The organism is Streptomyces sp. NPDC087440, from assembly GCF_044744005.1.
Classification (GTDB): Bacteria; Actinomycetota; Actinomycetes; order Streptomycetales; family Streptomycetaceae; genus Streptomyces.
In genome coordinates this window covers 139,738-162,483 of sequence record NZ_JBIUXN010000011.1, presented here as the reverse complement: position 1 = coordinate 162,483, position 22,746 = coordinate 139,738, and the positions used below count along the sequence as shown (strand labels likewise).

Sequence of the window (22,746 nt, the reverse complement as noted above, 5' to 3'; positions counted from 1 at the left end):
GCGTCCGCGCATGACCCTCACCCCCGCCGACACCCCCGGCACGCGGCTCGCTCCCGCCGACCTGCGCCTCGCCGCCGACCTGAGCATCGCCGCCCTGCGCCCCGCCCTCGACGCCGACTGGAGCGTCCGGGCCGGAGCGCTGGAGTGGGACTGCTGGGAGACGGCCGAGCATCTGGTGGACGACCTGTTCTCGTACGCCGTCAAGCTCGCCGCCGAGCGCACCGGCTCCAACGTGCCCTACCGGCGGACCGCCGAGAGCCCCGACGGCCCCCAGAACGCCGTCCGCGTCGAGCGCGCCGCGGGCCCCGAAGGCCTGCTGGCCGCACTCGACTCGGCCGCCGCGCTCATGCACGCGGTGGTGTCGGTCAAGTCCCCCGAGGCCAGGGCGTACCACGTCTACGGCGACTCCGACCCCGAGGGCTTCACCGCGATGAGCGTCGTGGAGATCCTCGTGCACACCCACGACCTGACGACCGGCCTCGGCCTCACCTCCTGGGAACCGCCCGCCGACCTGTGCGCCCGCGCCCTGCACCGCCTCTTCCCGCACGTTCCGGCGGGCACCGAGCCCTGGCCCACCCTGCTGTGGGCCACCGGACGCGGCGACCTCGCGGGCCGGGAGCGGTTGGCGGAGTGGCGCTGGTACGGCGCCCCGCGCTGACGGGAGGCACCTGCCGGACGGGTGCCCGCGCCGTCGGCAGGCCCGGCGGGGAGCACCGGCAGGCCCGCCCCGTACTCCCGCGGAGGTACGTCGACGGCCGCTGCCCGTACGACGCCCCGCACCCCCCGCCCGGCACATCCTCGGAAGCACACAACGACCCGAGGAGTCGGACCCCATGAACACCCTTGCGTACGACGGACCCCATCCCTGGATGCTGTTCTTCCCCCTGGTCTGGGCGGCCGTGGTCATCGGCGTCATCACCCTGCTGCGCCGCACCGTGTGGCGGGGCAGGGGACGCGGACCCGGGCGCGGCGGACCCTGGCAGGGCCCCTGGCAGGCGGGCCAGCGGCGCGGGCTCGGCGAGCAGTCGCCGATCACCGTGCTCGGGCGGCGCTTCGCCACCGGCGAGATCGACGAGGACGAGTACTGGCGCAGGCTCTCCGTGCTGAACGAGCAGTTCGGCGGCACCGAGGACCCGCTCAGGGGCAAGGGCGGCATGGCCTGAGGGCGGCCGTGCCGCGGCGACCGGCCCGGGACTCCGGGCCGGTTCGCGACGTGACGGCCCGGTCAAGGGCGCAGTCGTGGGCGCGACGAGCCGGTACGCGACGGTCCGGGTCAGCCCACCGCGGCGGACCGGGCTGTCCGGCCGTGTTTACTGCGCTCGCGCTCCGGACGCGGCGTCAGCGCCACCACGGTCGAGTCCTCGACGAGGGCGTCGGACGCGGGCGGGGGAGCGGCGGGCGCGGCGGTGTCGGGCACGGCGGTGGGCAGGGCGAACCACACGGTCTTGCCCTCCTCGCCCTCCTGCCGGCGCACTCCCCAGTCGTCGCTGACCGCCTCGACGAGCGCGAGTCCGCGCCCGCCGGTGTCGAACGGCTCCGCCACGCACACCGTGGGCGGCCGGGGGTCGTGGTCGTGGACGGACACCGTGAGCCGGTCGAGAAGCAACTCGATCTCCACGGTGCACGTCTTGTCGGGATGTGCGTGCCGATGGACGTTGGTCAGCAGCTCGGTCACACCGAGCGCCGCCGGGTCTATCAACGGGTCCAGATGCCAATAGCGCAATTGCGCGGAAACGATCCTGCGGACTTGGCCGATCCGTGCCGGTGCAGCTTGGAGCTCCACCGTGCAGTGCCTGCTGGGCTGGCTGATCACTGCTGCGACTCCCCGGGGTGAGGTCCGGAAGGCGGTCGAAGAGCTTCGGGGGCGAGGGTGCGGTTCGATCGGAGCGGCGGGCTGGATCACAGCGTCACCGCAGGGGCACCCTGCGTGAGATATCGCCAGGGTGGACCCCTGGATGGCGGTCCGCAACTCGCGTCGCCTCAGCCACGCGAACCCGCGTCGCCTCGGCCCCGCGAACCCGCGTCGCCTCGGTCGTACGCACCCGCGTCGCCTCAGCCACGCGCGGCACCGCCCGTCGCGCCGGGCGACGTATCGCGCGACGTCGTCACGGACCGCAGCGCGTCCCGCAGTCGGCCGCCCGCCTCGGCGGAGGTCAGCCGGTACCGGATGCCGTTGAGCCGGGCCACCGTGCGGTCGCCACCGGCGAACCACGGCCTGCCCGCGGTCACCGTCCCCAGTGGCGCGCTGTCGATCATCTGGCCGTCGCTTCTCAGCAGCGCCAGCACTCCGTCCCGTACGACGACCTGCCCCGCCCTGGTGAGCGAACGCGGCCATCGCTCGATCCTTACCCCCAACACGCTGAAGTCGGGCTCCGCCATGGGCTGTTCGCCTCCTTCCCGTGGTCTTCCCGGCCTTCCGGGTCTTCCCGATGGATGGACGTCGTGATGCGCCCCCGTTCGTGCCCCCGCTGTCTCTGGGCAGTCTGCATGGGCGGGGGTGTGCACACCAGGGGGATCAGAGCACTGAATGGGGCATTCCACCTCTGCGCCCCCAGTGCGCCCCAAGCGGTGACACAAGGGAGTGCTATGGCTGCCCAAAGTGAACGTTTGTGCAGGTGGGCGGCTTAAAGTGGCAAGTGGGAGATCGCTGTGCCGGGCGCTCATGCCGATGGCACAGCAGCTCGACAAAGCCCCACACAGCCGTACGAAACCGCACGGGACAGCACAGAGCAGCACGAGGAGTGGCGCGGATGAGCAGCAGCGACCCGGCAGGACGCGGCCTCGCCGCAGTGGCCGATGTACCCCCTGTCGCACCGGCGGCGGTGCCGACCGTGGACGTCGACCGCAGCGACCCGGAGTACCGGGCCTGGCTGAAGGAAGCGGTGCGCAAGGTGCAGGCGGACGCCAACCGGTCCGCCGACACCCACCTGCTGCGCTTCCCGCTGCCCGAGCAGTGGGGCATCGACCTCTACCTCAAGGACGAGTCGACGCACCCCACCGGCAGCCTCAAGCACCGCCTGGCCCGCTCGCTCTTCCTGTACGGGCTGTGCAACGGCTGGATCCGGCCGGGCCGCCCCGTGATCGAGGCCTCCAGCGGCTCCACCGCCGTCTCGGAGGCGTACTTCGCCGGGCTCATCGGGGTGCCGTTCATCGCCGTGATGCCGCGCACCACCAGCGCCGAGAAGTGCCGCCTCATCGAGTTCCACGGCGGCCAGTGCCACTTCGTGGACGACTCCCGCAAGATGTACGAGGAGTCCGCCCGCCTCGCGGCCGAGACCGGCGGCCACTACATGGACCAGTTCACCTACGCCGAGCGGGCCACCGACTGGCGCGGCAACAACAACATCGCCGAGTCGATCTACCAGCAGCTGAAGCTGGAGCGCTACCCCGAGCCCAGCTGGATCGTCGCCACCGCCGGCACGGGCGGCACCTCGGCGACCATCGCCCGCTACGTGCACTACATGCAGTACGACACCTTCATCTGCGTCCCCGACCCGGAGAACTCCTGCTTCTTCGACGGCTGGAGCAACCACGACCCGTCCGCCACCAGCGACTGCGGCTCGCGCATCGAGGGCATCGGCCGCCCCCGCATGGAGCCCTCGTTCGTCACCGGCGCCGTCGACCGGATGATGAAGGTCCCGGACGCGGCGAGCGTGGCCGCCGTGCGCGCCCTGGACGCCGCCCTCGGCCGCAAGGCGGGCGGCTCCACCGGCACCGGGCTGTGGAGCGCGCTGAAGATCGTCGCGGAGATGGTGGAGCAGGGCCGCAGGGGCAGCGTGGTGACGCTGATCTGCGACCCGGGCGACCGCTACCTCGACAAGTACTACTCCGACGACTGGCTCGCCGAGCAGGGGTTGGACATCGCCCCCTACTCGGCGGCCATCGAGCAGTTCCTGGAGACAGGGGTGTGGCCCTGAGCGAGACGGGGGTGTAGCCCTGAAGGCATCGGGGCGCGGCCCTGAGCCCTACTGCCGCCGCTGCCCCGCCAGCCGCCGGTCCAGCGCCCGCACCGCGTCGCGGAAGGAGCGCCCCACCCCGGGGCGCGCCGCCCGCAGCACCAGCCGCAGCGGGGCCGGGCCGTCGACGGCCATGGTCCACTGAACGCGGGTGGCCGCCCCGGTCGGCCGGATCCGCCACTCCTCCAGCATCGCCGTGACGGCGGGGGCGTTGGTGAGGTCGATCCGGTACGCGTACCGCTCGCCGGGCTCGGCCGCCACGACCGTCTCCATGAACTTGGTGCCGCCCTTGAGGTGCACCTCGCGGCCCTCGGCCGTCGGCCGGGCGAACGTCACGGCCGTGAACCAGTGCGGCCACGCCCGCGTCTCCTCGGCGAGCGCCCGGTACACGTCCTCGGGCGCGGCCGCGACCTCTGCGGCGAAGACCAGGCGTACGGGCGCGGACTCGGCGAAGTCGAGCCCCACGCCCCGCAGTTGACGGACCATGCGCGGTGCACCTCCGGTGGACGGCGGAACTTCCGGGTTGCCTGCGGAAGAAGCGTACGCGCAAAGGTAGTTGACGTACCGTCAGTTGTCTTCGGGGGATTCCGTCCCGGGCTCCTCGCCCGCCACCACCAGCCCCGGCAGATGCTCCGCCAGCTCCTCGCGCGCCGCCGCCGAAAGGCCCCGGTCGGTCACGAACGCGTCCACCTGCTCCAGCGAGGCGAACGAACTCAGGCCCACCGTCCCCCACTTGGTGTGGTCCGCGACCACCACCACCCGGCGCGCCGAACCCACCAGCCTGCGGTTGGTCTCCGCCTCCGCGATGTTCGGCGTCGACAGACCCGCCTCGGCCGATATCCCGTGCACCCCGAGGAAGAGCACGTCGAAGTGGAGCGAGGCGATCGCCCGGTCCGCGACCGGCCCCACCAGCGAGTCCGACGGAGTGCGCACCCCACCGGTCAGCACCACCGTCGCCGCACCCCCGGCGTCGCCGCCCGCCTGCCGCGCGGAGTGGAACACGTCCGCCACCCGCACCGAGTTCGTCACCACCGTCAGGTCCGGCACCTCCAGCAGGTGCCGGGCCAGCGCGTACGTCGTCGTACCGCCCGACAGGGCCACCGCGCTGCCCGGGACCACCATCGCCGCCGCCGCCCGCGCGATGTCCTCCTTCGCGGCCAGCTCCAGCGCCGACTTGGCCTCGAAACCGGGCTCGTGGGTGCTCGCCTCCGCCACCGGGACCGCGCCGCCGTGCACCTTCTCCACCACACCCTGGCGGGCCAGCGCGTCCAGATCGCGGCGGACCGTCATGTCGGACACGTTCAGCCGCCGGGTCAGCTCGTTGACCCGCACCCCGCCGCGCCGGCGCACCTCGTCGAGGATGAGGGCGCGGCGCTGTTCGGCGAGGAGGTTCTGATTCTCGGTCACTGCGGGCCCCGGTCCTTTCCACGACGTTGTCAGGGGCTGCTCATCCTCGCACGGGCCGCAACACGCCTCCACGGCTGGTGCGATGGCCGCCCGGACGCGAGATTCCCGGGGGCGACTCGCGGAGAATGTGCGGTGGGGGTGGGCAGCGGGGGGTGCGTCCGGGATGCTGAAAGTTCCCCCCTCGCACACGCAGGAGAGCGAGCCCCGCAGTGCCTTCTGTCCCTGCCGCTCCGGACGGCCCCCCTCCGGGCATCGTCGCCTACCTCACCGCCCCCGCCCTCGAACTCCTCGTGCACGGCGTCGGCGGAGCCACCCCCCAGGACATGCTCGGCGACCCCCGCACCACCCGCGTCACCGGCGACAACACCGCCGCCGTGTTCCGCCGCACCGAGGACGTCGACGCCGAGGAGCGCCCCGGCGACTACCGGGACAAACCCATCCCCGAGGCGTACGTCTGGTCCAACCTCACCTCCGGCAACGGCATCCGCGCCCTGTGGCTGCTCCTGCTGCCCTTCATGGTCGTCAACCTCGCGCACTGGATGCGCCCCACCACCGAGGGAAACGCCCGCACCGTCCGGCTCTACGGCGTCCTCGTGCGCCTCGTCGCGCTCACCCTCACCCTCCTGCTCGTCGCCGCCGCCTGCGAGGTCGCCCTCGACCTCACCGCCTGGCAGTGCGCGGGCTCCGCGTCCTGCTCCGACAAGAAGTCCTGGCTCGGCTTCCTGTCCACCGCGCACGGCGGCTGGTGGAGCCAGCCGGGCCGCCGCATCGCCCTGGCCGCCCTCGTCCCCGCCGCCCTCACCGGACTCCTCTGGTACCTCTCGCACCGCACCTGGAGCGCGTACGAGTCCCAGCAGCCCCTCCCCAACGCCGAGGAGTCCTCCGCCGGGCCCGCCCTCGGCCGCCCCGGCTTCTGGTACGGCCGCCGCCTCGTCGCCCGGCTGCGCGCCGCGCACACCGCCGCCGGATTCCTCACCGTGGCCGGAGCCCTCACCGTCGCCACCGCCCGCCACGACCGCGCCGCCGACCACACCGTCCTCAACGTGTGCGGCTGGGCCCTCCAAGGGGCCCTGCTGCTGGGCGCGGTCGTCGTCGTGTGGGTGATCTGCCGACGCGGCCGCACCGAGTCCCGCTTCGACGCCGCCCTGGACAGGGCCCTGGTCACGCTGCTGCCCGCCGCGTCCCTCGTCGCTCTCGCCCTCGCCGTGCTGTACGCGGGCTGGTCGCGGCCCGCGTGGAGCTCGGTGGGCCGCCTCGACGGCGGGGCCCGGTCGTTCGGGCTGCTCACCCTCGCCCAACTGCTGCTGGTCCTCGCGCTCGCCGTCGTCGCGGTGATCCTCAACCGCCGCACGCCTGTGGCCCGTACCGCCATGCGCGGACTCGGCGGGCCCGCCGTCGCCATGCTGGCCTGCGCACTGGGCGGCGTCATGTCGGGCGGCGTCGCCCAGCGGGTCGCCGACTGGCTCGACGGCCCCGGCACCCCCGGCATGGCCACCGGCCCCGACGTGCCCGTCTCAGGACCGCCGGTCCTGCTGACCTGGCAGGCGTCCGTCATCCCGCCCCTGCTGCTGATCCTGCTTCTGCTCGCCCTGCACTACGGCATCCGCACCTGGCGCACCCGCAGCGCGCTCGGTCCCACCGTCGAGGGCGACTACCCCACCGAGCGGCCCGACCCGGTGCGCACCGGCCGCATCGCGCTCGCCCGCGCCGCCGCCGACCTCACCGACCACGCCCCCCGCATGATCGCCGCCCTGTCCGGCGCCACCCTGATCCTCGGCGGCGTCGCCCTCCTCGGGGCCTTCCTGTACGACGAGGTGCCCGGCCGCGCCGCCAAGGGCACCCCCTCACCGGTCGAGGCCGTCGCACACACCTCGCAGGCCCTCGGCTCCTGGCTGATCGGCTTCGGCTTCCTGCTCCTGGTCACCTGGGGACGCCGCGCCTACCGCGACCCCAAGGCGCGGCGCACCATAGGCATCCTGTGGGACGTCGGCACCTTCTGGCCGCGCGCCGCCCACCCCTTCGCCCCGCCCTGCTACGCGGAACGCGCCGTGCCCGACCTCACCTGGCGCATGGCCACCTGGACCGAACGCACCCAGGGCCGCCTGGTCATCTCCGGCCACTCCCAGGGCAGCGTCCTGTCGGCCGCCGCCGTCTGGCAGCTCCCGCTGCGCACCCGCCGCCGGGTCGCCCTGCTGACGTACGGCGCACCGCTGGAGCGGCTGTACGGACGCTGGTTCCCGGCCTACTTCGGGCCGTCCTGCCTGCGCGGACTGCACGACGAGGTCGACTGCTGGCGCAACCTCTGGCGGCACACCGACCCGATAGGAGGCCCCGTCCGCGTCGTGCCCGACGAGGACTGCGAACCCGTGGACCGCGACGCGCTCCTCGACCCGCTCGCCTACGGGCGCACCCGCGACACCCCGCTGCCCGCACCGATCCTCGGCCACTCCGACTACCAGGCCGACCCCGCCTTCGCCGCCGAGCGTGACAAGCTCCTCGCCCGGCTGCCGGAACCGGCCCTGCCCCGGCAGAACACCCCCCGCACCTAAGGGAGTTCGGGCAGATCGTCCGGATAGAGCAGGGTCAGGTCGTCCGTGGACACCTCGGTGAACTGGGCGACCCGGCCCGCGTGCCGCTCCACCATCGACTCGAAGGTCTGCCGGGCGGTACGGCCGTTGCCGAACGCCGGACCCTTGGGCAGCGCCGTGAAGTACTTCAGCAGCGCCTCCGGCGTGCCCGCCCCGAGCCGGTACTCGTGGTCCTCGGACTGCTGCTCCACGATCCTCAGCAGTTCGTCCGGCTCGTAGTCGGAGAAGGTGATGGTCCGTGAGAAACGGGACGCCACACCGGGGTTGACGGTCAGGAACCGCTCCATTTCCTCCGTGTAGCCCGCGACGATCACCACCACCGCCTCCCGGTGGTCCTCCATCAGCTTCACCAGCGTGTCGATGGCCTCCTTGCCGAAGTCCCGGCCGGAGTCCTCGGGCGAGAGGGCGTACGCCTCGTCGATGAACAGCACCCCGCCGCGCGCCCGGTCGAACGCCTCCTGGGTACGGATCGCGGTCGACCCGATGTGCTCGCCGACCAGGTCCACCCGGGACACCTCGACCAGATGACCGCGCTCCAGCACCCCGAGCGAGGCGAGGATCTCCCCGTACAGGCGGGCGACCGTCGTCTTGCCCGTGCCGGGGGAGCCGGTGAAGACCAGATGGCGGCGGACGGAGGCCGCCTTGAGGCCCGCCTCCTGGCGGCGGCGGCCGATCTCGATCATGTCGGTGAGCGCACGCACCTCGCGCTTCACGCTCTCCAGGCCGACCAGCGCGTCCAGTTCACCCAGCACGTCCTGCGAGGAACGCGCGCGGTCCGCGTCGGAGGCGGCCGTTGGGGGAGGGGTGGCCGTCGGACGCTGCACCGGGATGGTGGAGAGCAGGCCCGGGGACTGGGTGGCGGTGAGCACGGCGGGCGGCGGCTCGGCCGCCGCGGCCTTGACGCCGCTCTCGTCGCTGGTGCAGTCCTCGACCAGCGGGCCGTCCTCGGCGAACTCGTAGCCGCCGCGCGCGCACCGCTCGGTGCGGCAGCGCGTCAGCGTCGTACGACAGCCGTCCATGACGTGGAAGCCGTAGCCGTTGCTGCCCGCGACCCGGCAGTTGTGGAAGGTGCCGCGCCCCTCTGCGGACACGTAGAAGCCCGACTCGGCGGGGGAGTTGACGGTGGTCCGCTCTATCCGGGGGTCCGCGCCCTTGGTGACGATGACGCCCGTCTGCACGGAGTCGATGGTGCAGCCCGCGAGGGTGCCGCCGCTGCCGTGGTCACGGAACCAGGCGCCCGTGGACGCCTCCTTGATCCGGCAGTCGTCCAGCTGTGCGGTCGCGCCGTCGCTCACCGACACGGCGGTGTTGCGCACCTGGGAGAGATCACTGTCGACGATGTCCGCGCGCGAGCCCCGGTCCAGGACGAAGACGGCGTCCGGCACGTCGTGCACCCGGCAGGAGTCCAGGACGGCCGTCGCGCCGTCGCTCACCCACACCGCCGGGTAGTCGCCCGTACTGTCGTGGATCTCGCACCCGTTGGCGTCCACCCGGGTGCCCGGGTCCCACACCGAGAGGCCGTTGCGGCCGAAGCGGCGCACCGTGGTGCGCGACAGCGTCAGTACCGCGCGTCCGCGCAGGTCGATCGCGTTCTCCGGGATGTCGTGGATGTCGCAGTCGGAGAGCGTCAGCACCGCGTCCGTGTCCAGCGTCACGCCGTCCGCGGAAGTGCGGTGCACCGCGCATTCGGTGAGGTGGCCCGCACCGCGCGACGTGACCTGGACGCCGGTGCCCTTGACCTCGTAGATCTCGCAGCCGATCGCCTCGACCCCGGAGCCCTCGCCGGTCACCGCGAGCCCGGAGCCCGACGTGTGATGGATCGAACACCGCTCCAGCCGCGGGTGCGCCCCGCCGCTGACCGACACCCCCGCCTGCCCGGCCGCGACGACCTCGCAGTCCTCGAACAGGCCGCCGGCGCCGTCCAGTACGCCGATGCCGACGCCGCCCGGATTGTCCACCGCGCACCGGCGCACCGTCGGTCTGGCCGCACCCCGCACCTCGATGCCGACGGCCGAGCGCGTCACGATCCGCAGCCCCTCGAACTCCGGAGTGCCGTCCTCCACCAACAGGGCGGGCGCCGCCGAGTCCTGACCCTCCAGGCTGAGGTCCTGTACGACCGCGGAGGCGCGCACCGTCAGGGCCACGCCGTCTATCGGGGCGATCCGCACCGACCCGGCCGCACCCTCCGAACCGCGCAGCGTCACCGCGCGGCGCACCACGAGGTTCTCCCGGTACGTGCCGGGAGCGATGGTGAGGACGTCGCCGTCCCCCGCGGCCTCCAGGGCGGCGGCGAGGGAGTCGTACTCACCCGTGCGGCGCCGCCACCTGGAAGTGCCGGAGTGCGTCACCTGGACCGTGCCCTGTGCCATGGCGTGTGCGTGCCCCCACCTCGTGCGTCCCGCTGCTCGCGCTGATCTCGCTGCACCACCGTAGCGCGCGGGGGAAGCGCAGTTGACCGGGTCGTCGCAGCGTCAGCCGCCCGCGCCGGTCCTGCCCCACTCGGGGCCGACCTTCGCCCACGCCCGGTCGAGCCGCTCGTACCGCCGATGCATGAGCCGTCGTACGACCAGCAGCCGTACGCAGTGCGCGAGTCCGGCCAGCACGGCGAACGCGCCGAAGCCCATCAGGACCGCCTGCGCGGTGGCCGTCGAGGCGTCCACGGGGCGGTTGACGATCCGGCCCCGGTCGTCCGTCCACAGCGGGAAGGTGTCACCGGGCTCGGCGCTGCGGCGCACCGTACTGGCCCGCCCGGTGTGCTTGCTGCCGTCGTACGCCGTCCAACGCGCCAGCACCGTCACCGGACCCGCGTACCCGGCACCGGCCTCCGCGTCGCCGGAGCGGCGCACCTCGCGCACCGGGCGCAGCACGGTGCCCGTCGTCCCGTGCCGTTCCCGGTGCTGCTGGACGACCTCGTGCTGGAGCGCGGAGTTCGTCCGCAGACCCGCCACCAGGCCCGCCGCGGGGGCGAGGAAGGCGATCAGTACCAGGGCGAGCAGCGCCACCCAGGCCTCGGCGCGATCGGTGCGGCGGCACAGCGGGTTGTGCCGCCAGCGCCACACGCCCGACGCGGTCCGCCGCCTGCGGGCGGGCCGCCCCCGTTCCGCCGGTGTCGCAGGCCCTCGCGGCCCGTCCGCTGCTCGCAATGTCCCGATCCCCTTCCGCGCCCGTCACACGCGCCCGCCGACTGAGCGGGTTCCCGGCGAGGGGCCCGCCCATTCGGCGGAATCGGGTCAGAACTCTATTCCCCCTCCACCACCACCGGGTCCCCGATCCGCAGCACACCCGGCGCCGCGGGGACCAGGTTCTGGCCGAACACCAGGCTCTTGCCGAACTTCCGGTGCCGGGCCAGCGAGCGCAGCGGTTCCTTGCCGCGCTCGGCGGTGGCCTGGTCGGTGGTGGTGACCACGCAGCGCCCGCACGGCTTCGCCACCCGGAAGGCGACCTCGCCGATCGTGATGCGCCGCCAGCCGTCCTCGGCCCACGGCGCGGTGCCGTCGAGCACCACATTCGGCCTAAACCGGTTCATCGGAAGGGGGCCCTCGTCGGGCAGATCGCCCTGCGCGATCAGGGAGTTGAGGGCGTCCAGCGACGCCAGGGTGGTGACCAGCAGCGGGAAGCCGTCGGCGAAGCTCACCGTCTCGCCCGGCTCGGCGAAGTCCGTTTCGATCGGGCGTCGTACGGCCGGGTCGTCCAGGTGCACCAGGCGGGCTTCGACGCCCAGGTACGCGCTCCACCACGCGTCCGCCGCCGAACCGGCGGGCACCGCCTCGTACTTGTCGCCGAAGAGGACCACCGGCACCGTGCGCTCGGGGTCGGGCACGGGCACGTCGAGGGGGTCGCAGCCGGGGGCGGACACCCGCACCGCACCGCCCGGCAGCGGCTCCGACGACGCCAGCGCCATCCGCGCGAACTCGCGCTGGGTGATCGCCTTCCCGGCCGCGTCGGTCACCAGCCACCGGCGGTCCCCCGCGGGCCCCCACGGCTCGATCGCCATCTCGCGGGGAGCGCAGCCCCGCGTCGCCTTCACCGGATAGAAGTGCAGCGCGTGCACGGATACAGAGTTGTTCATGGGCTCATCCTGCCAGTGGGCTCGGACACCTGTCCGAGCCCACTGCGTGCCTCCGGTGCGCCGCCGGCGGCGGGTCTCCTAGTAGCCCCGGCCGCCCTGCTGGTACTGGCGGTTGTACGGGTCCTCGTACGGCGCGGCGGCCTGCGCGGGGCGCGGGCTCACCGGGCGCATCGCCTCGTACCCGGAGGGCGCGACGGGACGCTGCGGCTGCTGCATCTGGGGCGCGGCCGGGCGCTGCATCTGCGGGGCGACGGGACGCTGCATCTGCGGCTGCTGCTGCCCGTTCGGGTAGCCGCGCGGGGGGCCCGCCTGCTGGGGGATGTACGGCGCGGGCGCGTTCTGCAGCTGCGGCATCGGGGCCTGCTGGAGGTGCGGCGCCTGCTGGTACGGGGCCGGAGCCTGCGCCTGCGCGGGCTGGGGGTAGCCGTACGAGGGCTGCTGGTGGGAGGGTGCGGCCGGCAGCGCGGGAAGCGCGGACGGCAGGGCCGGCAGGTAGCTGTTGCCGGTGTCGTACATGGCGGGCACCCGGATCGGGGCGATCTGGGGCGTACCGCGCTCCGCGACGAGGGAGTCGTAGATCGGGGTGTCCGGGAAGGACGGGGCGGAATAGTAACCGCCGCCATAGGTGGAGCGGGGGGAGGTCATGGCACATAAGTTAAGCCCAAGATGTTCTGTATGGGGAGCCCGGTAAGAGGGTTGTTTCGCGCGTTGCGGGTAGCCCTGTGTCACTAATCAGAGCGAACTTGGGAAAATCGGTCGTCTTGTAGCGTCTGGATCGTGTAAGGAACGGTTCATTTCGACTCGCGTTGGGGGCGAGCATGTCCATGCTTAAGGGAACCAATGTGCCGGTACCGGCACAGTCCGTGCGGGTCGAAGTGGGCCGCGGGTCCGGGCCGGGGGTGCCGGACGTCGACGCGTCGGCGCTGCTGCTCACCGGTGGCCGGGTGCGCTCCGACGCCGACTTCGTCTTCTACAACCAGCCCGCCCACGCCTCGGGCGCGGTCCGGTACGACGGCAAGCAGCCCGGTGCGGGCGGCGTCGTCACGGACACCGTGTCCGTCGACTTCGGGCGCATGGAGAGCGCCGTGGAGACCGTGGTGCTCGCCGCCTCCGCCGACGGCGGCAGCTTCGGACAGGTGCCGGGCCTGTACGTCCGCGTCCTGGACGCGGCGAGCGGCGCGGAGATCGCCCGCTTCGACAGCCAGGACGCCACCGTCGAGACGGCGTTCGTGCTCGGCGAGCTCTACCGCAGGCAGGGCGCCTGGAAGTTCCGCGCCGTCGGCCAGGGCTACAGCAGCGGCCTGGAAGGACTCGCGACGGACTACGGCATCACCGTCGACGAACCGCAGCAGGCGGCCCCGGCACCCGCCCCGGCACCGGCACCCGCCCCGGCTCCGGTGGCGCCCACCGCCCCGTCCTGGCCCACGCCGTCCACACCCTCCTCCGCCCCGCAGGCCCCCGTCTGGCCGACCGCGCCCGGCTCCACGCCGCCGCCCGCACCGATGCCCTCGGCCCCGACGATGCCCGCCGCGCCGATGCCCTCCTACGGCACGCCGCCGCCCGCACCGGCCCCCGCCCCCTCTCCCGTCCGGCTGACCAAGGTCACGCTCACCAAGGCCGCGCCGACCGTCTCCCTCGCCAAGCAGGGCGGCACCGGCGGCGCCATGCGCGTCAACCTCAACTGGGAGTCCCGCAAGCAGTTCAAGGGCTGGGGCAGCAAGCTCGGCCGGGCCATGGCCCAGCACTCCGACCTCGACCTCGACCTGTGCGCCCTGTACGAACTCACCGACGGCCGCAAGGGCGTCGTCCAGGCCCTGGGCAACGCCTTCGGCGCGCTCAACCAGCCCCCGTACATCCACCTCGACGGCGACGACCGCACCGGAGCGGTCTCCTCCGGCGAGAACCTCACCATCAACCTCGACCACAAGGACCGGCTGCGCCGCGTCCTGATCTTCGTCACCATCTACGAGGGCGCGCGCTCCTTCGCCGACCTGCACGCCACCGTCACGCTCACCCCGCAGAACGGCGCGCCGATCGACTTCTCGCTCGACGAGTGCACGGTCCCCTCCACCGTCGCCGCCCTCGCCCTGATCAGTTACGAGAACGGCGACCTGACCGTCCGCCGGGAGGCCCAGTACCTGGTGCCGCAGCGCGGGGTCAGCCCGCAGCGCACCGTCGACCAGGCCTACGGGTGGGGCATGAACTGGACGCCCGGCCGCAAGTAGCCGCCGTCACCGGTCCGGCGCGGTCTCGGGACGGGCGTACGTACGCCCCTTCCAGGCCGCGCCCCGGCCCCGGTAGTGCTGCACCGCCGAGTCCACCGTCATCAGCGTGTACAGCAGCGCGGTGAACGGCAGCAGCGGGGCCAGCGCGAGCGTCTGCCGGTAGTAGCGCAGCATCGGTACGTACGTCGCCGCCATCACCGCCCAGGCCACCAGCCCCGCCCACCCGGCGGCCGTGTCGCCCGTGAACAGCCCGGTGGCCAGGGCGTACGGCGGGGCGAGGTAGACCAGGGCCAGGCCCAGCACCGTACCGAGCAACAGCAGCGGGTTGTGCCGCAGTTGGGCGTACGCGCTGCGCGAGACCATCCGCCACAGGTCGCCGAGGCCGGGGTACGGCCGCACGCTGTCCACCCGCTCGGCCAGGCCCAGCCAGATCCGGCCGCCGCACCGGCGCACCGCGCGGGCGAGGGACACGTCGTCGATGACCGCGCCCCGGATCGATTCGGGCACACGTGCGCGCAGGGCCGTCTCGGTGCGCAGCAGCACACAACCGCCAGCGGCGGCGGCCGTGCGCCCCTTGTTCCCGTTGATCCACCGGAACGGATACAGCTGGGCGAAGAAGTACACGAAGGCCGGGACGATCAGCCGCTCCCAGGGCGTCGCCACGCGCAGCCTGGCCATCTGGGACACCAGGTCGAAGCCGTCGTCCCCGTGCTCGCCGGGGAGCGCGGCGGCCACCAACTCCCGCAGGCTGTCCGGCTCGTGGGCGATGTCGGCGTCCGTGAGCAGCAGGTACTCCGGGCCGCTCTCCCGGGCGACCTCCATGCCGTACCGCACCGCCCAGAGCTTGCCCGTCCACCCCGGTTCGGGCTCGCCCGGTGTGACCACGGTGAGCGGCAGGCCGCCGCAGCGGCCCGCCAGGGTGCGGGCCAGTTTGCCGGTGCCGTCGCTGCTGCCGTCGTCCACCAGGATCACCTCGGCGCCGCCCGGATAGTCCTGGGCCAGCAGCGAGGGCAGGCTGTCGGGGAGCACCTCGGCCTCGTCGCGCGCGGGGACGACGATCGCGACGTACGGCCACCGCCCGTCGGCGGGGCGGGCGCGCGGCGGCAGGCGCTGGTCGGTGCGCCAGAAGAAGCCCCGGCACAGCAGCAGCCCCAGCCAGACGGTCAGTGATCCCACGGCGATCCACGCGACGACGCTCACCCCTCGCAGTCTGCCGCAGGAGCGACGGCTTCCGGGGGTGCGCGGAGGGCTCGCGGGGAGTTTCGGGGCGGTCGTTTAAGGTGACTGGGTGAAGATCGCGCTCATGGATTCCGGGATCGGCCTGCTCGCGGCGGCCGCGGCGGTGCACCGCATGCGGCCGGACGCCGACCTCGTCGTCGCCTCCGACCCCGACGGAATGCCCTGGGGACCGCGCACGCCCGACGACATCCGCGCCCACGCGCTGGCCGTCGCCCGCGCGGCGGCGGCGGAGCACCCCGACGCGCTGATCATCGGCTGCAACACCGCGACCGTGCACGCCCTGCCCGCGATCCGCGCCGAACTGGAGCCGGGGATTCCGGTCATCGGGACCGTCCCCGCGATCAAGCCCGCCGCCGCATCGGGCGGCCCCTTCGCCATCTGGGCGACCCCCGCCACCACCGGCAGCCCCTACCAGCGCGGCCTGATCCGGGACTTCGCGCAGGGGGTGCAGGTCACCGAGGTGCCCTGCCCCGGGCTCGCGGACGCGCTGGAGGTCGCCGACGAGGAGGCCATCGACCGCGCGGTGGCCGCGGCCGCGGCGCTCACCCCGCCGGACGCAAGGACCGTCGTCCTGGGGTGCACCCATTACGAACTCGTCGCCGACCGCATCCGGGCGGCGCTGCGACCGTCGGACTCCACGGCTCCGCTCACCCTCATGGGGTCGGCCGAGGCGGTCGCCGCACAGGCTCTTCGACGGGCCGGTCTGGAGCCCGCACCGGCGGCCGATCCGGCGTCCCACCTGACGGTTCTGCTCAGCGGGCGGCGCTCCCCGCGGCTCACCGCCCCGGCCCTCGCGTACACCGAAGGCCGTCTGCTGGCTGCCATGACCGCGGAACGTGAGTACGCTGCCACACATGAGGGACTTCCCCCGCGCTGACGACGCCGACGGTCTCCCGAGTGAGTCCGTCCCCACCGGCACCACCTGGCACGGCCGTGCGACGAACCGCGCCCAGTGGCTGCTCTCGGCCTCCGGCGCGGCGTTCCTGGCCCTCGGCATCGAACTGGCCGTCGACTCCTCCTGGATGCACGGCATCGTGCCGTTGGCGATGTCCGTGGTGGGGTGCGTCGCGGTCGGGCTGCTGGTGATCTTCGGGACGCTCGCCTTCGTGCACGTGGCGGTCAAGGTGGACGACCACGCCCTGGAGGTGCGCTGCGGGCACATCGGACTGCCGCGGCGGCGCATCCCTCTGTCGCACGTGGTGGGGGCCGAGCTGGACCCGCGCGTCACACCGAGGCAGTGGGGCGGCTGGGGGTACCGGTGGCGGCCCGAGCAGGGCATGGCGGTGGTCGTCCGCCGGGGCGAGGCGGTCGTGCTGAGGCTCGGGGACGGGCGGACGTTCACCGTGACGGTGGACGACGCGGCGGGCGCGGTGCGGGAGATTCGGCGGCGGTGCGGGATGTGAGTGCGGTGGGGTGGGGTGGCTGCGGGTGGGCTTCTTTGTGCCGTGCCCGGCACCTGGGTTGCCTGCGGCGCTCGCCCCGGTCCCGCCCCTTCACCTAAACCCGCGGGGCTGTTGAGTGGGATCGTGCGGTGCGTTGTGGCTGGTCGCGCAGTTCCCCGCGCCCCTCATGGGGCGCGGGCAGTGCGGGCGGAAGCTGCGCCGGCCAGGGCTGCTGCGCCTGCTGTTACCGGGGTGAAGCTCAGGGGGTTGCCGATGGCGGAGAGGGCTGCCAGGGCCGTGAGGGCGGCGGCCGCCGTCAGGGCGACCTGGGTGGAGCGGGGGGAGCGCCAGAGGCCGTACAGGAGCCAGGTGAAGGTGGCTGCCAGCAGGGTCACGCCCACCACGCCCTGCTCCGCCACCTGCTGCCACACCGCGGAGTGCGGCTTGCCGTCCGCGTTGACCGTCTGCCGGGCGACCTTGCTCAGGCCGCCGAAGCGGTCCGGGCCCACGCCGCGGACCGGATTGTCCTTCGCCATGGTGAGCGCGTCCTGCCACAACCCGACCCGGTTCGGGGTCAACTGGCCCTCCAGGGACGTCGTCAGGCCCTCGGGGAGCGTGTTTTCCGCGACCGCCCAGGAGGCCCCGACCACCAGCAGCGCCGCCACCGCGAGGCCCGCCAGACCCAGCAGCCGTCGGCGCATCCGTACCGCCGCGAGCGAGCACAGCAGCACCCCGAGGGACGCGGCGAACCCGGCCACCGAGCCCAGCGCCAGCGCCACCCCCGCCACCCCGAGCGCCAGCAGCCGCAGCAGCACCCGCGCCGTCCGGACCCGCGCCGCCCCCGCCGCACAGCACGCCGCCCCCGCGGACACCACCAGCAGTGCCGCCGCCGCACCCGTGTGCCCCGGCGCGGGCGAGGCGATCGCGCCCGGCATCCCGTCGCCGGACGCCAGAGCGATGCCCAGCGCGGCCAATGCCAGACCCGTGGCCGCCAGTACCGGCAGCAGCGAGCCCAGGATGCGGCCGCCCGCGTACCCGGCCGCCACCGCCAGCACGGCCAGCAGGACGCCCTCGGGGCGCGCGTCGCGGCCGGCCGCGCACACCAGCGACCAGGCCGCACAGCCGCCCAGCACCGCGATGCCCAGGGCCGAGGGCACACCGCCGCGCTCCCGGAGTTCCGGTTCTCTCTTTCCCCGTACGTCCATCCCGTCGTCCCCCGTACCTGAGACGGGCCCCGCCCGCGACGGCCGGAGCGGGCCGGTGCGACGGCGAGGACTGGCGCACACGGTAACGGGCGGGACGCCACTTTGTGGACGTATCGCACAGGATTGTGCAGGAACGATGCTTCCGGTGCGGCGCACGGGCGGGTTCGCGGCAGAACGAGGGCGGGACCGCCCTGCTCGCAGGGGCGCGGCCACCGTAGACTCCGCCGGGTGAGCACCACCATCACCCCCGTAGCAGCCCCGCCGGACCCTGCCCCGGCCGCACCCCGTCGCGGAATGTGGCTCGTGCGTACCCTCGCGGCCGCCGTGTCAGGACTGCTGCTCTACGCGAGCTTCCCGCCCCGCCCCCTGTGGTGGCTGGCGCTGCCCGGGTTCGCCCTGCTCGGCTGGGCGCTGCACGGGCGCCGCCTGCGGGCCGGGTTCGGGCTCGGCCTGGTCGCCGGGCTCGGCTTCCTGCTGCCGCTGCTGTCCTGGACCGGCGAGGAGGTCGGCCCGGTCCCGTGGATCGCGCTGACCATCGCCGAGGCGGTGTTCGTGGGCTTCGTCGGCATGGGCGTCGCGGGTACCTCCAAGCTGCCCGCCTGGCCCGTGTGGGCGGCCGGGCTGTGGGTCGTGGGGGAGGGGGCGCGGGCCCGCTTCCCGTTCGAGGGCTTCTCCTGGGGCAAGATCGCCTTCGGGCAGGCGGACGGAGTGTTCCTGTCGCTGGCCTCACTCGGCGGCACCCCGCTGGTGGGCTTTGCGGTCGCGCTGTGCGGCTTCGGCCTCTTCGAGGCGGTCCGGCAGGTCCTGACGTACCGGCGTACCAAGAAGGTTCCGCGCGCCGGACTCGTGACGGCGGCGCTGGCGGTCCTGGTGCCGCTCCTGGCCTCCCTGGCCACGCGCCCGCTGCTGGACGACTCCGCCGAGGACGGCACCGCGACCGCCGCCCTCATCCAGGGCAACGTGCCGCGCCTGGGCCTGGACTTCAACGACCAGCGCCGCGCGGTCCTCGACAACCACGCCCGCCGCACCGAGCAGCTCGCCGACGAGGTCGCCGCGGGCAAGAAGCCCAAGCCGGACTTCGTGGTGTGGCCCGAGAACTCCTCCGACCTCGACCCGTACCGCAACTACGACGCCCGCGACGTCATCGACAAGGCCGTCAAGAAAATCGGCGTCCCGGTCGCGATCGGCGCGGTCCTCACCCCGGACAAGGGTCCGCTGCGCAACACCCTCATCCAGTGGGACCCCCAGCGAGGCCCCGTCGACACCTACGACAAGCGGCACATCCAGCCCTTCGGCGAATACATGCCGATGCGCGACTTCGCCCGGATCTTCAGCAAGGACGTCGACCGGGTACGCCGCGATTTCGGCCCCGGCAAGAAGGTCGGCGTCTTCGACATGGCGGGCACCAAGGTCGGACTCGTGACGTGTTACGAGGCGGCCTTCGACGACGCCGTGCGCGACACCGTGGTCCACGGCGGCCAGGTCATCGCCGTACCCAGCAACAACGCCACCTTCGGGCGCAGCGAGATGACCTACCAGCAGCTCGCCATGAGCCGGGTGCGGGCCGCCGAGCACGGCCGGGCCGTCCTGGTCCCGGTGACCAGCGGCGTCAGCGCGGTCATCCAGCCGGACGGCAAGGTCGTCCAGCAGACCGGGATGTTCGTGCCGGACGCGCTGGTCGCGAAGGTGCCGCTGCGGTCCTCGCTCACTCCGGCGACCCGGATGGGCATCGGCCCGGAGATCTTCCTGGGGCTGCTCGGGGCGGCGGGAGTGGTGTGGGCGGTGACGCGGCGGGTGCGGGCGCGTCGCAGCGCACAAGGGTCCTGACGAGGCACTTTGTCCGGTCCCTTAGGGTCGGTGGCATGGCTACTCCCGACTTCATCAAGAACATCCGCGCGACCGCGGGACACCAGCTTCTGTACCTTCCGGGCGTGACCGCCGTCGTCTTCGACGAGCAGGGGCGCGTGCTGCTGGGGAAGCGTTCCGACAACGGGGAGTGGTCCGTCGTCGGCGGCATCCCCGAGCCGGGGGAGCAGCCCGCGGAGGCGGCGGTGCGCGAGGTGTACGAGGAGACCGGCGTCGAGTGCGTCGTCGAGCGGGTCGTGCTGGTGCAGACCCTGCGAGCGGTGCAGTACGGCAACGGCGACATCTGCCAGTTCATGGACATCACCGTGGCCTGCCGGGCGACCGGCGGCGAGGCGCGGGTGAACGACGAGGAGTCGCTGGAGGTCGGCTGGTTCGAGGTGGACGCGCTGCCGGAGATGCGGGAGTTCGCGACGTTCCGGATCAAGCAGGCGCTGGCCGACGAGCCGACCTGGTTCGCGCAGCCGGGGGAGGCGCCGTTGGGGGTGGCGGGGGTGGGGATCACCCCCGAGGGGCACTGAGGGGGATCAGGTCTTGCGGTAGGTGTACGCCTCGGCGGCAGCGGCTTCCACCGCGTCCAGCGAGGCTCCCGTCGAAGCCGTGACCAGGGCGGCGATCGTGCCCTCCACGAAGGGGGCGTCCAGCAGGCGGGTGTTCGGGGGGAGGTCGTCCTCGTCGGCGAGCAGGGACTTCACGGTGAGGACCGCGCTGCCCAGGTCCACCAGGACGGCCACCCCGGCGCCCTCGTCCACCTCGTGGGCGGCCCGGGCGATCAGGTCCGCGCTCGTGCCCAGGCCGCCGTCCGGGTCGCCGCCCGCGGCCGCGACCGGGGCGGTCGGCCCGCCGCCCGCCAGGCCGCGCGCCAGGTCGGCGACGGCCGAGGCCACCGCCGCGCTGTGGGAGACCAGCACCAGGCCCACGCGTGCGTCGCTCATCCGGTGGCCTCCGAGACCTCGGTGGCCTCTGCGATCTCTGCGAAGGTACGGAAGAGGAGTGCGGCGGACGTCGCTCCGGGGTCCTGGTGGCCGACGCTGCGCTCACCGAGATAGCTGGCCCGTCCCTTGCGTGCCCGCAGCGGCACCGTGGCGAGAGCACCGCTCTCGGCGGCGTCCCGGGCGGCACGGAAGGCAGCGGGGGCGTCGTCCTTCTCCGCCGCCTCCAGGGCCTCCACTGCCGGAATCAGTGCGTCCAGCATCGTCTTGTCACCGGGAGCCGCACCGCCCAACTGTGCGACGGCGTCCGTGCCCGCGCGCAGGGCGGCGGCCAGTTCCGATACGGACACCTCGGGGGCCTCGCCGAGTGCCTTGCCCGTGCGGCGCAGGAGCGTGCCGTACAGCGGCCCCGAAGCGCCGCCCACCGTGGAGATCAGCTTGCGGCCCGCGAACCCCAGGACGGCACCGGGGGAGCCCGGCGGCTCCACGCCCTGCGCCTCGACGACGGCCGCGAAGCCGCGCCGCAGGTTGCTGCCGTGGTCGGCGTCGCCGATGGCGGAGTCCAGCTCCGTCAGCCGGTCGGCCTCCCGGTCCACGGCGGCCGCCACGGCGACCACCCATCGGTGGAAGAACGCGGAATCCAGCATCGACACCCTTTCCTCTCAGCCTCTCCGGCAGTCTCTCCGACGGCTCATCGGCCCCAGCGCAACGCGGCCGTCTGCACCGGCGCGTCCCACCACCGCAGCATCTCCTCGTCGACCTGACACAGCGTCACCGAGCAGCCCGCCATGTCGAGGGACGTGACGTAGTTCCCGACGAGGGTACGGGCCACGGCCACCCCGCGCTCCGAAAGGACGCGCTGCACCTCGGCGTTGAACCCGTACAGCTCCAACAGGGGTGTCGCGCCCATGCCGTTCACCAGCGCCAGGACCGGGCCGGTCGGCCGCAGGTCCTCCAGGACGACGTCCACCGCGTAGTCCGCGATCTCCCGGGAGGTCATCATGGCGCGGCGCTCCCGGCCCGGCTCACCGTGGATGCCGACACCCAATTCGAGCTGACCCGGCGGGAGTTCGAAGGTCGGGCTGCCCTTCGCAGGTGTCGAGCACGCGCTCAGCGCCACGCCGAAGCTGCGCGCGGCGTCGTTCACCCTCCGGGCCACCTCCGCCACCCGCTCCAGCGGTGCACCCTCGTCCGCCGCCGCCCCGGCGATCTTCTCCACGAAGAGGGTGGCCCCGGTCCCGCGTCGACCCGCCGTGTACAGGCTGTCGGTCACGGCGACGTCGTCGTTGACGAGCACCCGCTCGACCCGGATGCCCTCCTCCTCGGCCAACTCGGCGGCCATGTCGAAGTTGAGGACGTCCCCGGTGTAGTTCTTGACGACGAAGAGGACCCCCTCCCCGGAGTCCACGGCGGCCGCGGCCCGCACCATCTGATCGGGTACGGGCGACGTGAAGACCTCTCCGGGACACGCGGCCGACAGCATCCCCGGCCCGACGAACCCCGCGTGCAACGGCTCGTGCCCGCTGCCGCCCCCGGACACGATCCCCACCTTCCCGGCGACGGGTGCGTCCCGCCGTACGACGACCCGGTTCTCGACGTCGACCGCGAGCTCGGGATGCGCGGCGGCGATCCCGCGCAGCGCGTCGCCGACGACGGTCTCGGGGACGTTGATGAGCATCCTCACGTGTACCTCCAGGGAGTGCGGCGGAGCGGGCCGGTACTGACGCTGGCTCAATCCTGCCCCCAGGTCAACAAGACCGGGCCGAGTCCGGCGCGCCGACCTTCCGGTGCGTTCCGACGACTCCCTCTCCCCGGGGTCAACTCCCTTGCCGGACGAGCAGATTCGACGCTCCCCGAGGGGGACAGGATGCTCTGCGGGA

At 73.3% G+C, this 22,746-nt stretch carries 22 protein-coding genes; 9 read left to right on the top strand and 13 right to left on the bottom strand.

Annotation, left to right across the window (positions count from 1 at the left end):
• The first annotated feature begins 10 nt into the window (after positions 1-10).
• Positions 11-658: a maleylpyruvate isomerase N-terminal domain-containing protein gene (locus tag ACIO3O_RS22475; protein WP_401748499.1), complete on the top strand. Its 648-nt coding sequence runs from the start codon at positions 11-13 to the stop codon at positions 656-658.
• A gap of 175 nt (positions 659-833) precedes the next feature.
• A complete protein-coding gene (locus tag ACIO3O_RS22470; RefSeq protein WP_401748497.1) occupies positions 834-1,163 on the top strand; it encodes an SHOCT domain-containing protein in 330 nt (109 codons plus the stop codon).
• 110 nt (positions 1,164-1,273) lie between these two features.
• Here the strand turns inward: ACIO3O_RS22470 and ACIO3O_RS22465 are convergent, their stop codons facing one another.
• Together ACIO3O_RS22465 and ACIO3O_RS22460 are read right to left on the bottom strand one after the other, a co-directional pair.
• Entirely contained in the window at positions 1,274-1,813 is a 540-nt protein-coding gene (locus ACIO3O_RS22465; protein ID WP_401748495.1) for an ATP-binding protein, read from the bottom strand.
• Between the two features lie 239 nt (positions 1,814-2,052).
• Complete coding sequence (locus tag ACIO3O_RS22460; RefSeq protein WP_401748493.1) at positions 2,053-2,379, bottom strand: hypothetical protein; 327 nt, start codon at positions 2,377-2,379, stop codon at positions 2,053-2,055.
• Between the two features lie 371 nt (positions 2,380-2,750).
• Between ACIO3O_RS22460 and ACIO3O_RS22455 the strand changes: the two genes are divergently transcribed.
• On the top strand, positions 2,751-3,917 hold the full coding sequence (locus ACIO3O_RS22455; RefSeq protein ID WP_401748491.1) for a PLP-dependent cysteine synthase family protein: 1,167 nt from the start codon (positions 2,751-2,753) through the stop codon (positions 3,915-3,917).
• Positions 3,918-3,965: 48 nt separating this feature from the next.
• Here ACIO3O_RS22455 and ACIO3O_RS22450 read toward each other — a convergent pair whose 3' ends face one another.
• Both ACIO3O_RS22450 and ACIO3O_RS22445 read right to left on the bottom strand, forming a co-directional pair.
• The gene (locus ACIO3O_RS22450) at positions 3,966-4,442 is read right to left on the bottom strand and encodes an SRPBCC family protein (RefSeq protein WP_401748489.1); all 477 of its coding nucleotides are present in this window, start codon (positions 4,440-4,442) and stop codon (positions 3,966-3,968) included.
• An 81-nt stretch (positions 4,443-4,523) separates the two neighbouring features.
• A complete protein-coding gene (locus ACIO3O_RS22445; protein WP_401748487.1) occupies positions 4,524-5,363 on the bottom strand; it encodes a DeoR/GlpR family DNA-binding transcription regulator in 840 nt (279 codons plus the stop codon).
• 209 nt (positions 5,364-5,572) lie between these two features.
• On the opposite strand from ACIO3O_RS22445, the gene ACIO3O_RS22440 reads away from it, so the two are divergent.
• Positions 5,573-7,912, top strand: a complete 2,340-nt coding sequence (locus tag ACIO3O_RS22440; protein WP_401748486.1) for a hypothetical protein — start codon at positions 5,573-5,575, stop codon at positions 7,910-7,912.
• On the opposite strand, the gene ACIO3O_RS22435 is transcribed toward ACIO3O_RS22440, so the two are convergent.
• The 4 genes from ACIO3O_RS22435 to ACIO3O_RS22420 form a co-directional block, all read right to left on the bottom strand.
• A complete protein-coding gene (locus tag ACIO3O_RS22435; RefSeq protein WP_401748484.1) occupies positions 7,909-10,320 on the bottom strand; it encodes a right-handed parallel beta-helix repeat-containing protein in 2,412 nt (803 codons plus the stop codon). The two genes, ACIO3O_RS22440 and ACIO3O_RS22435, sit on opposite strands and share 4 nt — an antisense overlap.
• A gap of 102 nt (positions 10,321-10,422) precedes the next feature.
• A complete protein-coding gene (locus ACIO3O_RS22430; protein ID WP_401748482.1) occupies positions 10,423-11,010 on the bottom strand; it encodes a hypothetical protein in 588 nt (195 codons plus the stop codon).
• Between the two features lie 179 nt (positions 11,011-11,189).
• The gene (locus ACIO3O_RS22425; protein ID WP_401748481.1) at positions 11,190-12,020 is read right to left on the bottom strand and encodes an MOSC domain-containing protein; all 831 of its coding nucleotides are present in this window, start codon (positions 12,018-12,020) and stop codon (positions 11,190-11,192) included.
• A 78-nt stretch (positions 12,021-12,098) separates the two neighbouring features.
• Complete coding sequence (locus ACIO3O_RS22420) at positions 12,099-12,665, bottom strand: DUF6643 family protein (RefSeq protein WP_401748479.1); 567 nt, start codon at positions 12,663-12,665, stop codon at positions 12,099-12,101.
• Positions 12,666-12,844: 179 nt separating this feature from the next.
• Here ACIO3O_RS22420 and ACIO3O_RS22415 point away from each other — a divergent pair, with 179 nt between their 5' ends.
• The gene (locus ACIO3O_RS22415) at positions 12,845-14,245 is read left to right on the top strand and encodes a TerD family protein (RefSeq protein WP_401748709.1); all 1,401 of its coding nucleotides are present in this window, start codon (positions 12,845-12,847) and stop codon (positions 14,243-14,245) included.
• A 6-nt stretch (positions 14,246-14,251) separates the two neighbouring features.
• Here the strand turns inward: ACIO3O_RS22415 and ACIO3O_RS22410 are convergent, their stop codons facing one another.
• Entirely contained in the window at positions 14,252-15,445 is a 1,194-nt protein-coding gene (locus ACIO3O_RS22410) for a glycosyltransferase (protein WP_401748477.1), read from the bottom strand.
• Positions 15,446-15,533: 88 nt separating this feature from the next.
• Between ACIO3O_RS22410 and ACIO3O_RS22405 the strand changes: the two genes are divergently transcribed.
• Together ACIO3O_RS22405 and ACIO3O_RS22400 are read left to right on the top strand one after the other, a co-directional pair.
• Complete coding sequence (locus ACIO3O_RS22405) at positions 15,534-16,361, top strand: glutamate racemase (protein WP_401748475.1); 828 nt, start codon at positions 15,534-15,536, stop codon at positions 16,359-16,361.
• Positions 16,339-16,887 carry a hypothetical protein gene (locus tag ACIO3O_RS22400; protein ID WP_401748473.1) on the top strand — a complete coding sequence of 183 codons (549 nt, stop codon included), beginning with the start codon at positions 16,339-16,341 and terminating at the stop codon, positions 16,885-16,887. The genes ACIO3O_RS22405 and ACIO3O_RS22400 overlap by 23 nt, the downstream gene beginning before the upstream one ends.
• A 164-nt stretch (positions 16,888-17,051) precedes the next feature.
• Here the strand turns inward: ACIO3O_RS22400 and ACIO3O_RS22395 are convergent, their stop codons facing one another.
• Entirely contained in the window at positions 17,052-18,071 is a 1,020-nt protein-coding gene (locus ACIO3O_RS22395; protein ID WP_401748472.1) for an O-antigen ligase family protein, read from the bottom strand.
• A gap of 228 nt (positions 18,072-18,299) precedes the next feature.
• On the opposite strand from ACIO3O_RS22395, the gene lnt reads away from it, so the two are divergent.
• On the top strand, positions 18,300-19,898 hold the full coding sequence (gene lnt / locus ACIO3O_RS22390) for an apolipoprotein N-acyltransferase (RefSeq protein ID WP_401748470.1): 1,599 nt from the start codon (positions 18,300-18,302) through the stop codon (positions 19,896-19,898).
• Between the two features lie 35 nt (positions 19,899-19,933).
• Positions 19,934-20,455 (top strand): NUDIX hydrolase, encoded by a 522-nt coding sequence (locus ACIO3O_RS22385; RefSeq protein ID WP_401748469.1) that lies wholly within the window; start codon positions 19,934-19,936, stop codon positions 20,453-20,455.
• A gap of 6 nt (positions 20,456-20,461) precedes the next feature.
• Here the strand turns inward: ACIO3O_RS22385 and ACIO3O_RS22380 are convergent, their stop codons facing one another.
• Genes ACIO3O_RS22380 through dhaK form a run of 3 tightly spaced genes read right to left on the bottom strand, consistent with a single transcriptional unit; the run spans position 20,462 to position 22,550 of the window.
• Positions 20,462-20,869: a PTS-dependent dihydroxyacetone kinase phosphotransferase subunit DhaM gene (locus ACIO3O_RS22380; RefSeq protein WP_401748468.1), complete on the bottom strand. Its 408-nt coding sequence runs from the start codon at positions 20,867-20,869 to the stop codon at positions 20,462-20,464.
• Entirely contained in the window at positions 20,866-21,513 is a 648-nt protein-coding gene (dhaL, locus tag ACIO3O_RS22375) for a dihydroxyacetone kinase subunit DhaL (protein ID WP_401748466.1), read from the bottom strand. The genes ACIO3O_RS22380 and dhaL overlap by 4 nt, the downstream gene beginning before the upstream one ends.
• 44 nt (positions 21,514-21,557) lie before the next feature.
• Positions 21,558-22,550 (bottom strand): dihydroxyacetone kinase subunit DhaK, encoded by a 993-nt coding sequence (gene dhaK, locus ACIO3O_RS22370; protein ID WP_401748465.1) that lies wholly within the window; start codon positions 22,548-22,550, stop codon positions 21,558-21,560.
• Between the last annotated feature and the right edge of the window lie 196 nt (positions 22,551-22,746).

Bases quoted from the DNA above. Each gene is read 5' to 3' on its own strand.
- ACIO3O_RS22450 (WP_401748489.1), bottom strand. From the start codon at position 4,442: ATGGTCCGTCAACTGCGGGGCGTGGGGCTCGACTTCGCCGAGTCCGCG.
- ACIO3O_RS22400 (WP_401748473.1), top strand. From the start codon at position 16,339: ATGAGGGACTTCCCCCGCGCTGACGACGCCGACGGTCTCCCGAGTGAG.
- ACIO3O_RS22420 (WP_401748479.1), bottom strand. From the start codon at position 12,665: ATGACCTCCCCCCGCTCCACCTATGGCGGCGGTTACTATTCCGCCCCG.
- ACIO3O_RS22395 (WP_401748472.1), bottom strand. From the start codon at position 18,071: ATGGACGTACGGGGAAAGAGAGAACCGGAACTCCGGGAGCGCGGCGGT.
- ACIO3O_RS22425 (WP_401748481.1), bottom strand. From the start codon at position 12,020: ATGAACAACTCTGTATCCGTGCACGCGCTGCACTTCTATCCGGTGAAG.
- ACIO3O_RS22475 (WP_401748499.1), top strand. From the start codon at position 11: ATGACCCTCACCCCCGCCGACACCCCCGGCACGCGGCTCGCTCCCGCC.
- ACIO3O_RS22415 (WP_401748709.1), top strand. From the start codon at position 12,845: ATGCTTAAGGGAACCAATGTGCCGGTACCGGCACAGTCCGTGCGGGTC.
- ACIO3O_RS22470 (WP_401748497.1), top strand. From the start codon at position 834: ATGAACACCCTTGCGTACGACGGACCCCATCCCTGGATGCTGTTCTTC.
- ACIO3O_RS22385 (WP_401748469.1), top strand. From the start codon at position 19,934: ATGGCTACTCCCGACTTCATCAAGAACATCCGCGCGACCGCGGGACAC.
- ACIO3O_RS22455 (WP_401748491.1), top strand. From the start codon at position 2,751: ATGAGCAGCAGCGACCCGGCAGGACGCGGCCTCGCCGCAGTGGCCGAT.
- ACIO3O_RS22380 (WP_401748468.1), bottom strand. From the start codon at position 20,869: ATGAGCGACGCACGCGTGGGCCTGGTGCTGGTCTCCCACAGCGCGGCG.
- dhaL (WP_401748466.1), bottom strand. From the start codon at position 21,513: ATGCTGGATTCCGCGTTCTTCCACCGATGGGTGGTCGCCGTGGCGGCC.
- ACIO3O_RS22460 (WP_401748493.1), bottom strand. From the start codon at position 2,379: ATGGCGGAGCCCGACTTCAGCGTGTTGGGGGTAAGGATCGAGCGATGG.
- ACIO3O_RS22435 (WP_401748484.1), bottom strand. From the start codon at position 10,320: ATGGCACAGGGCACGGTCCAGGTGACGCACTCCGGCACTTCCAGGTGG.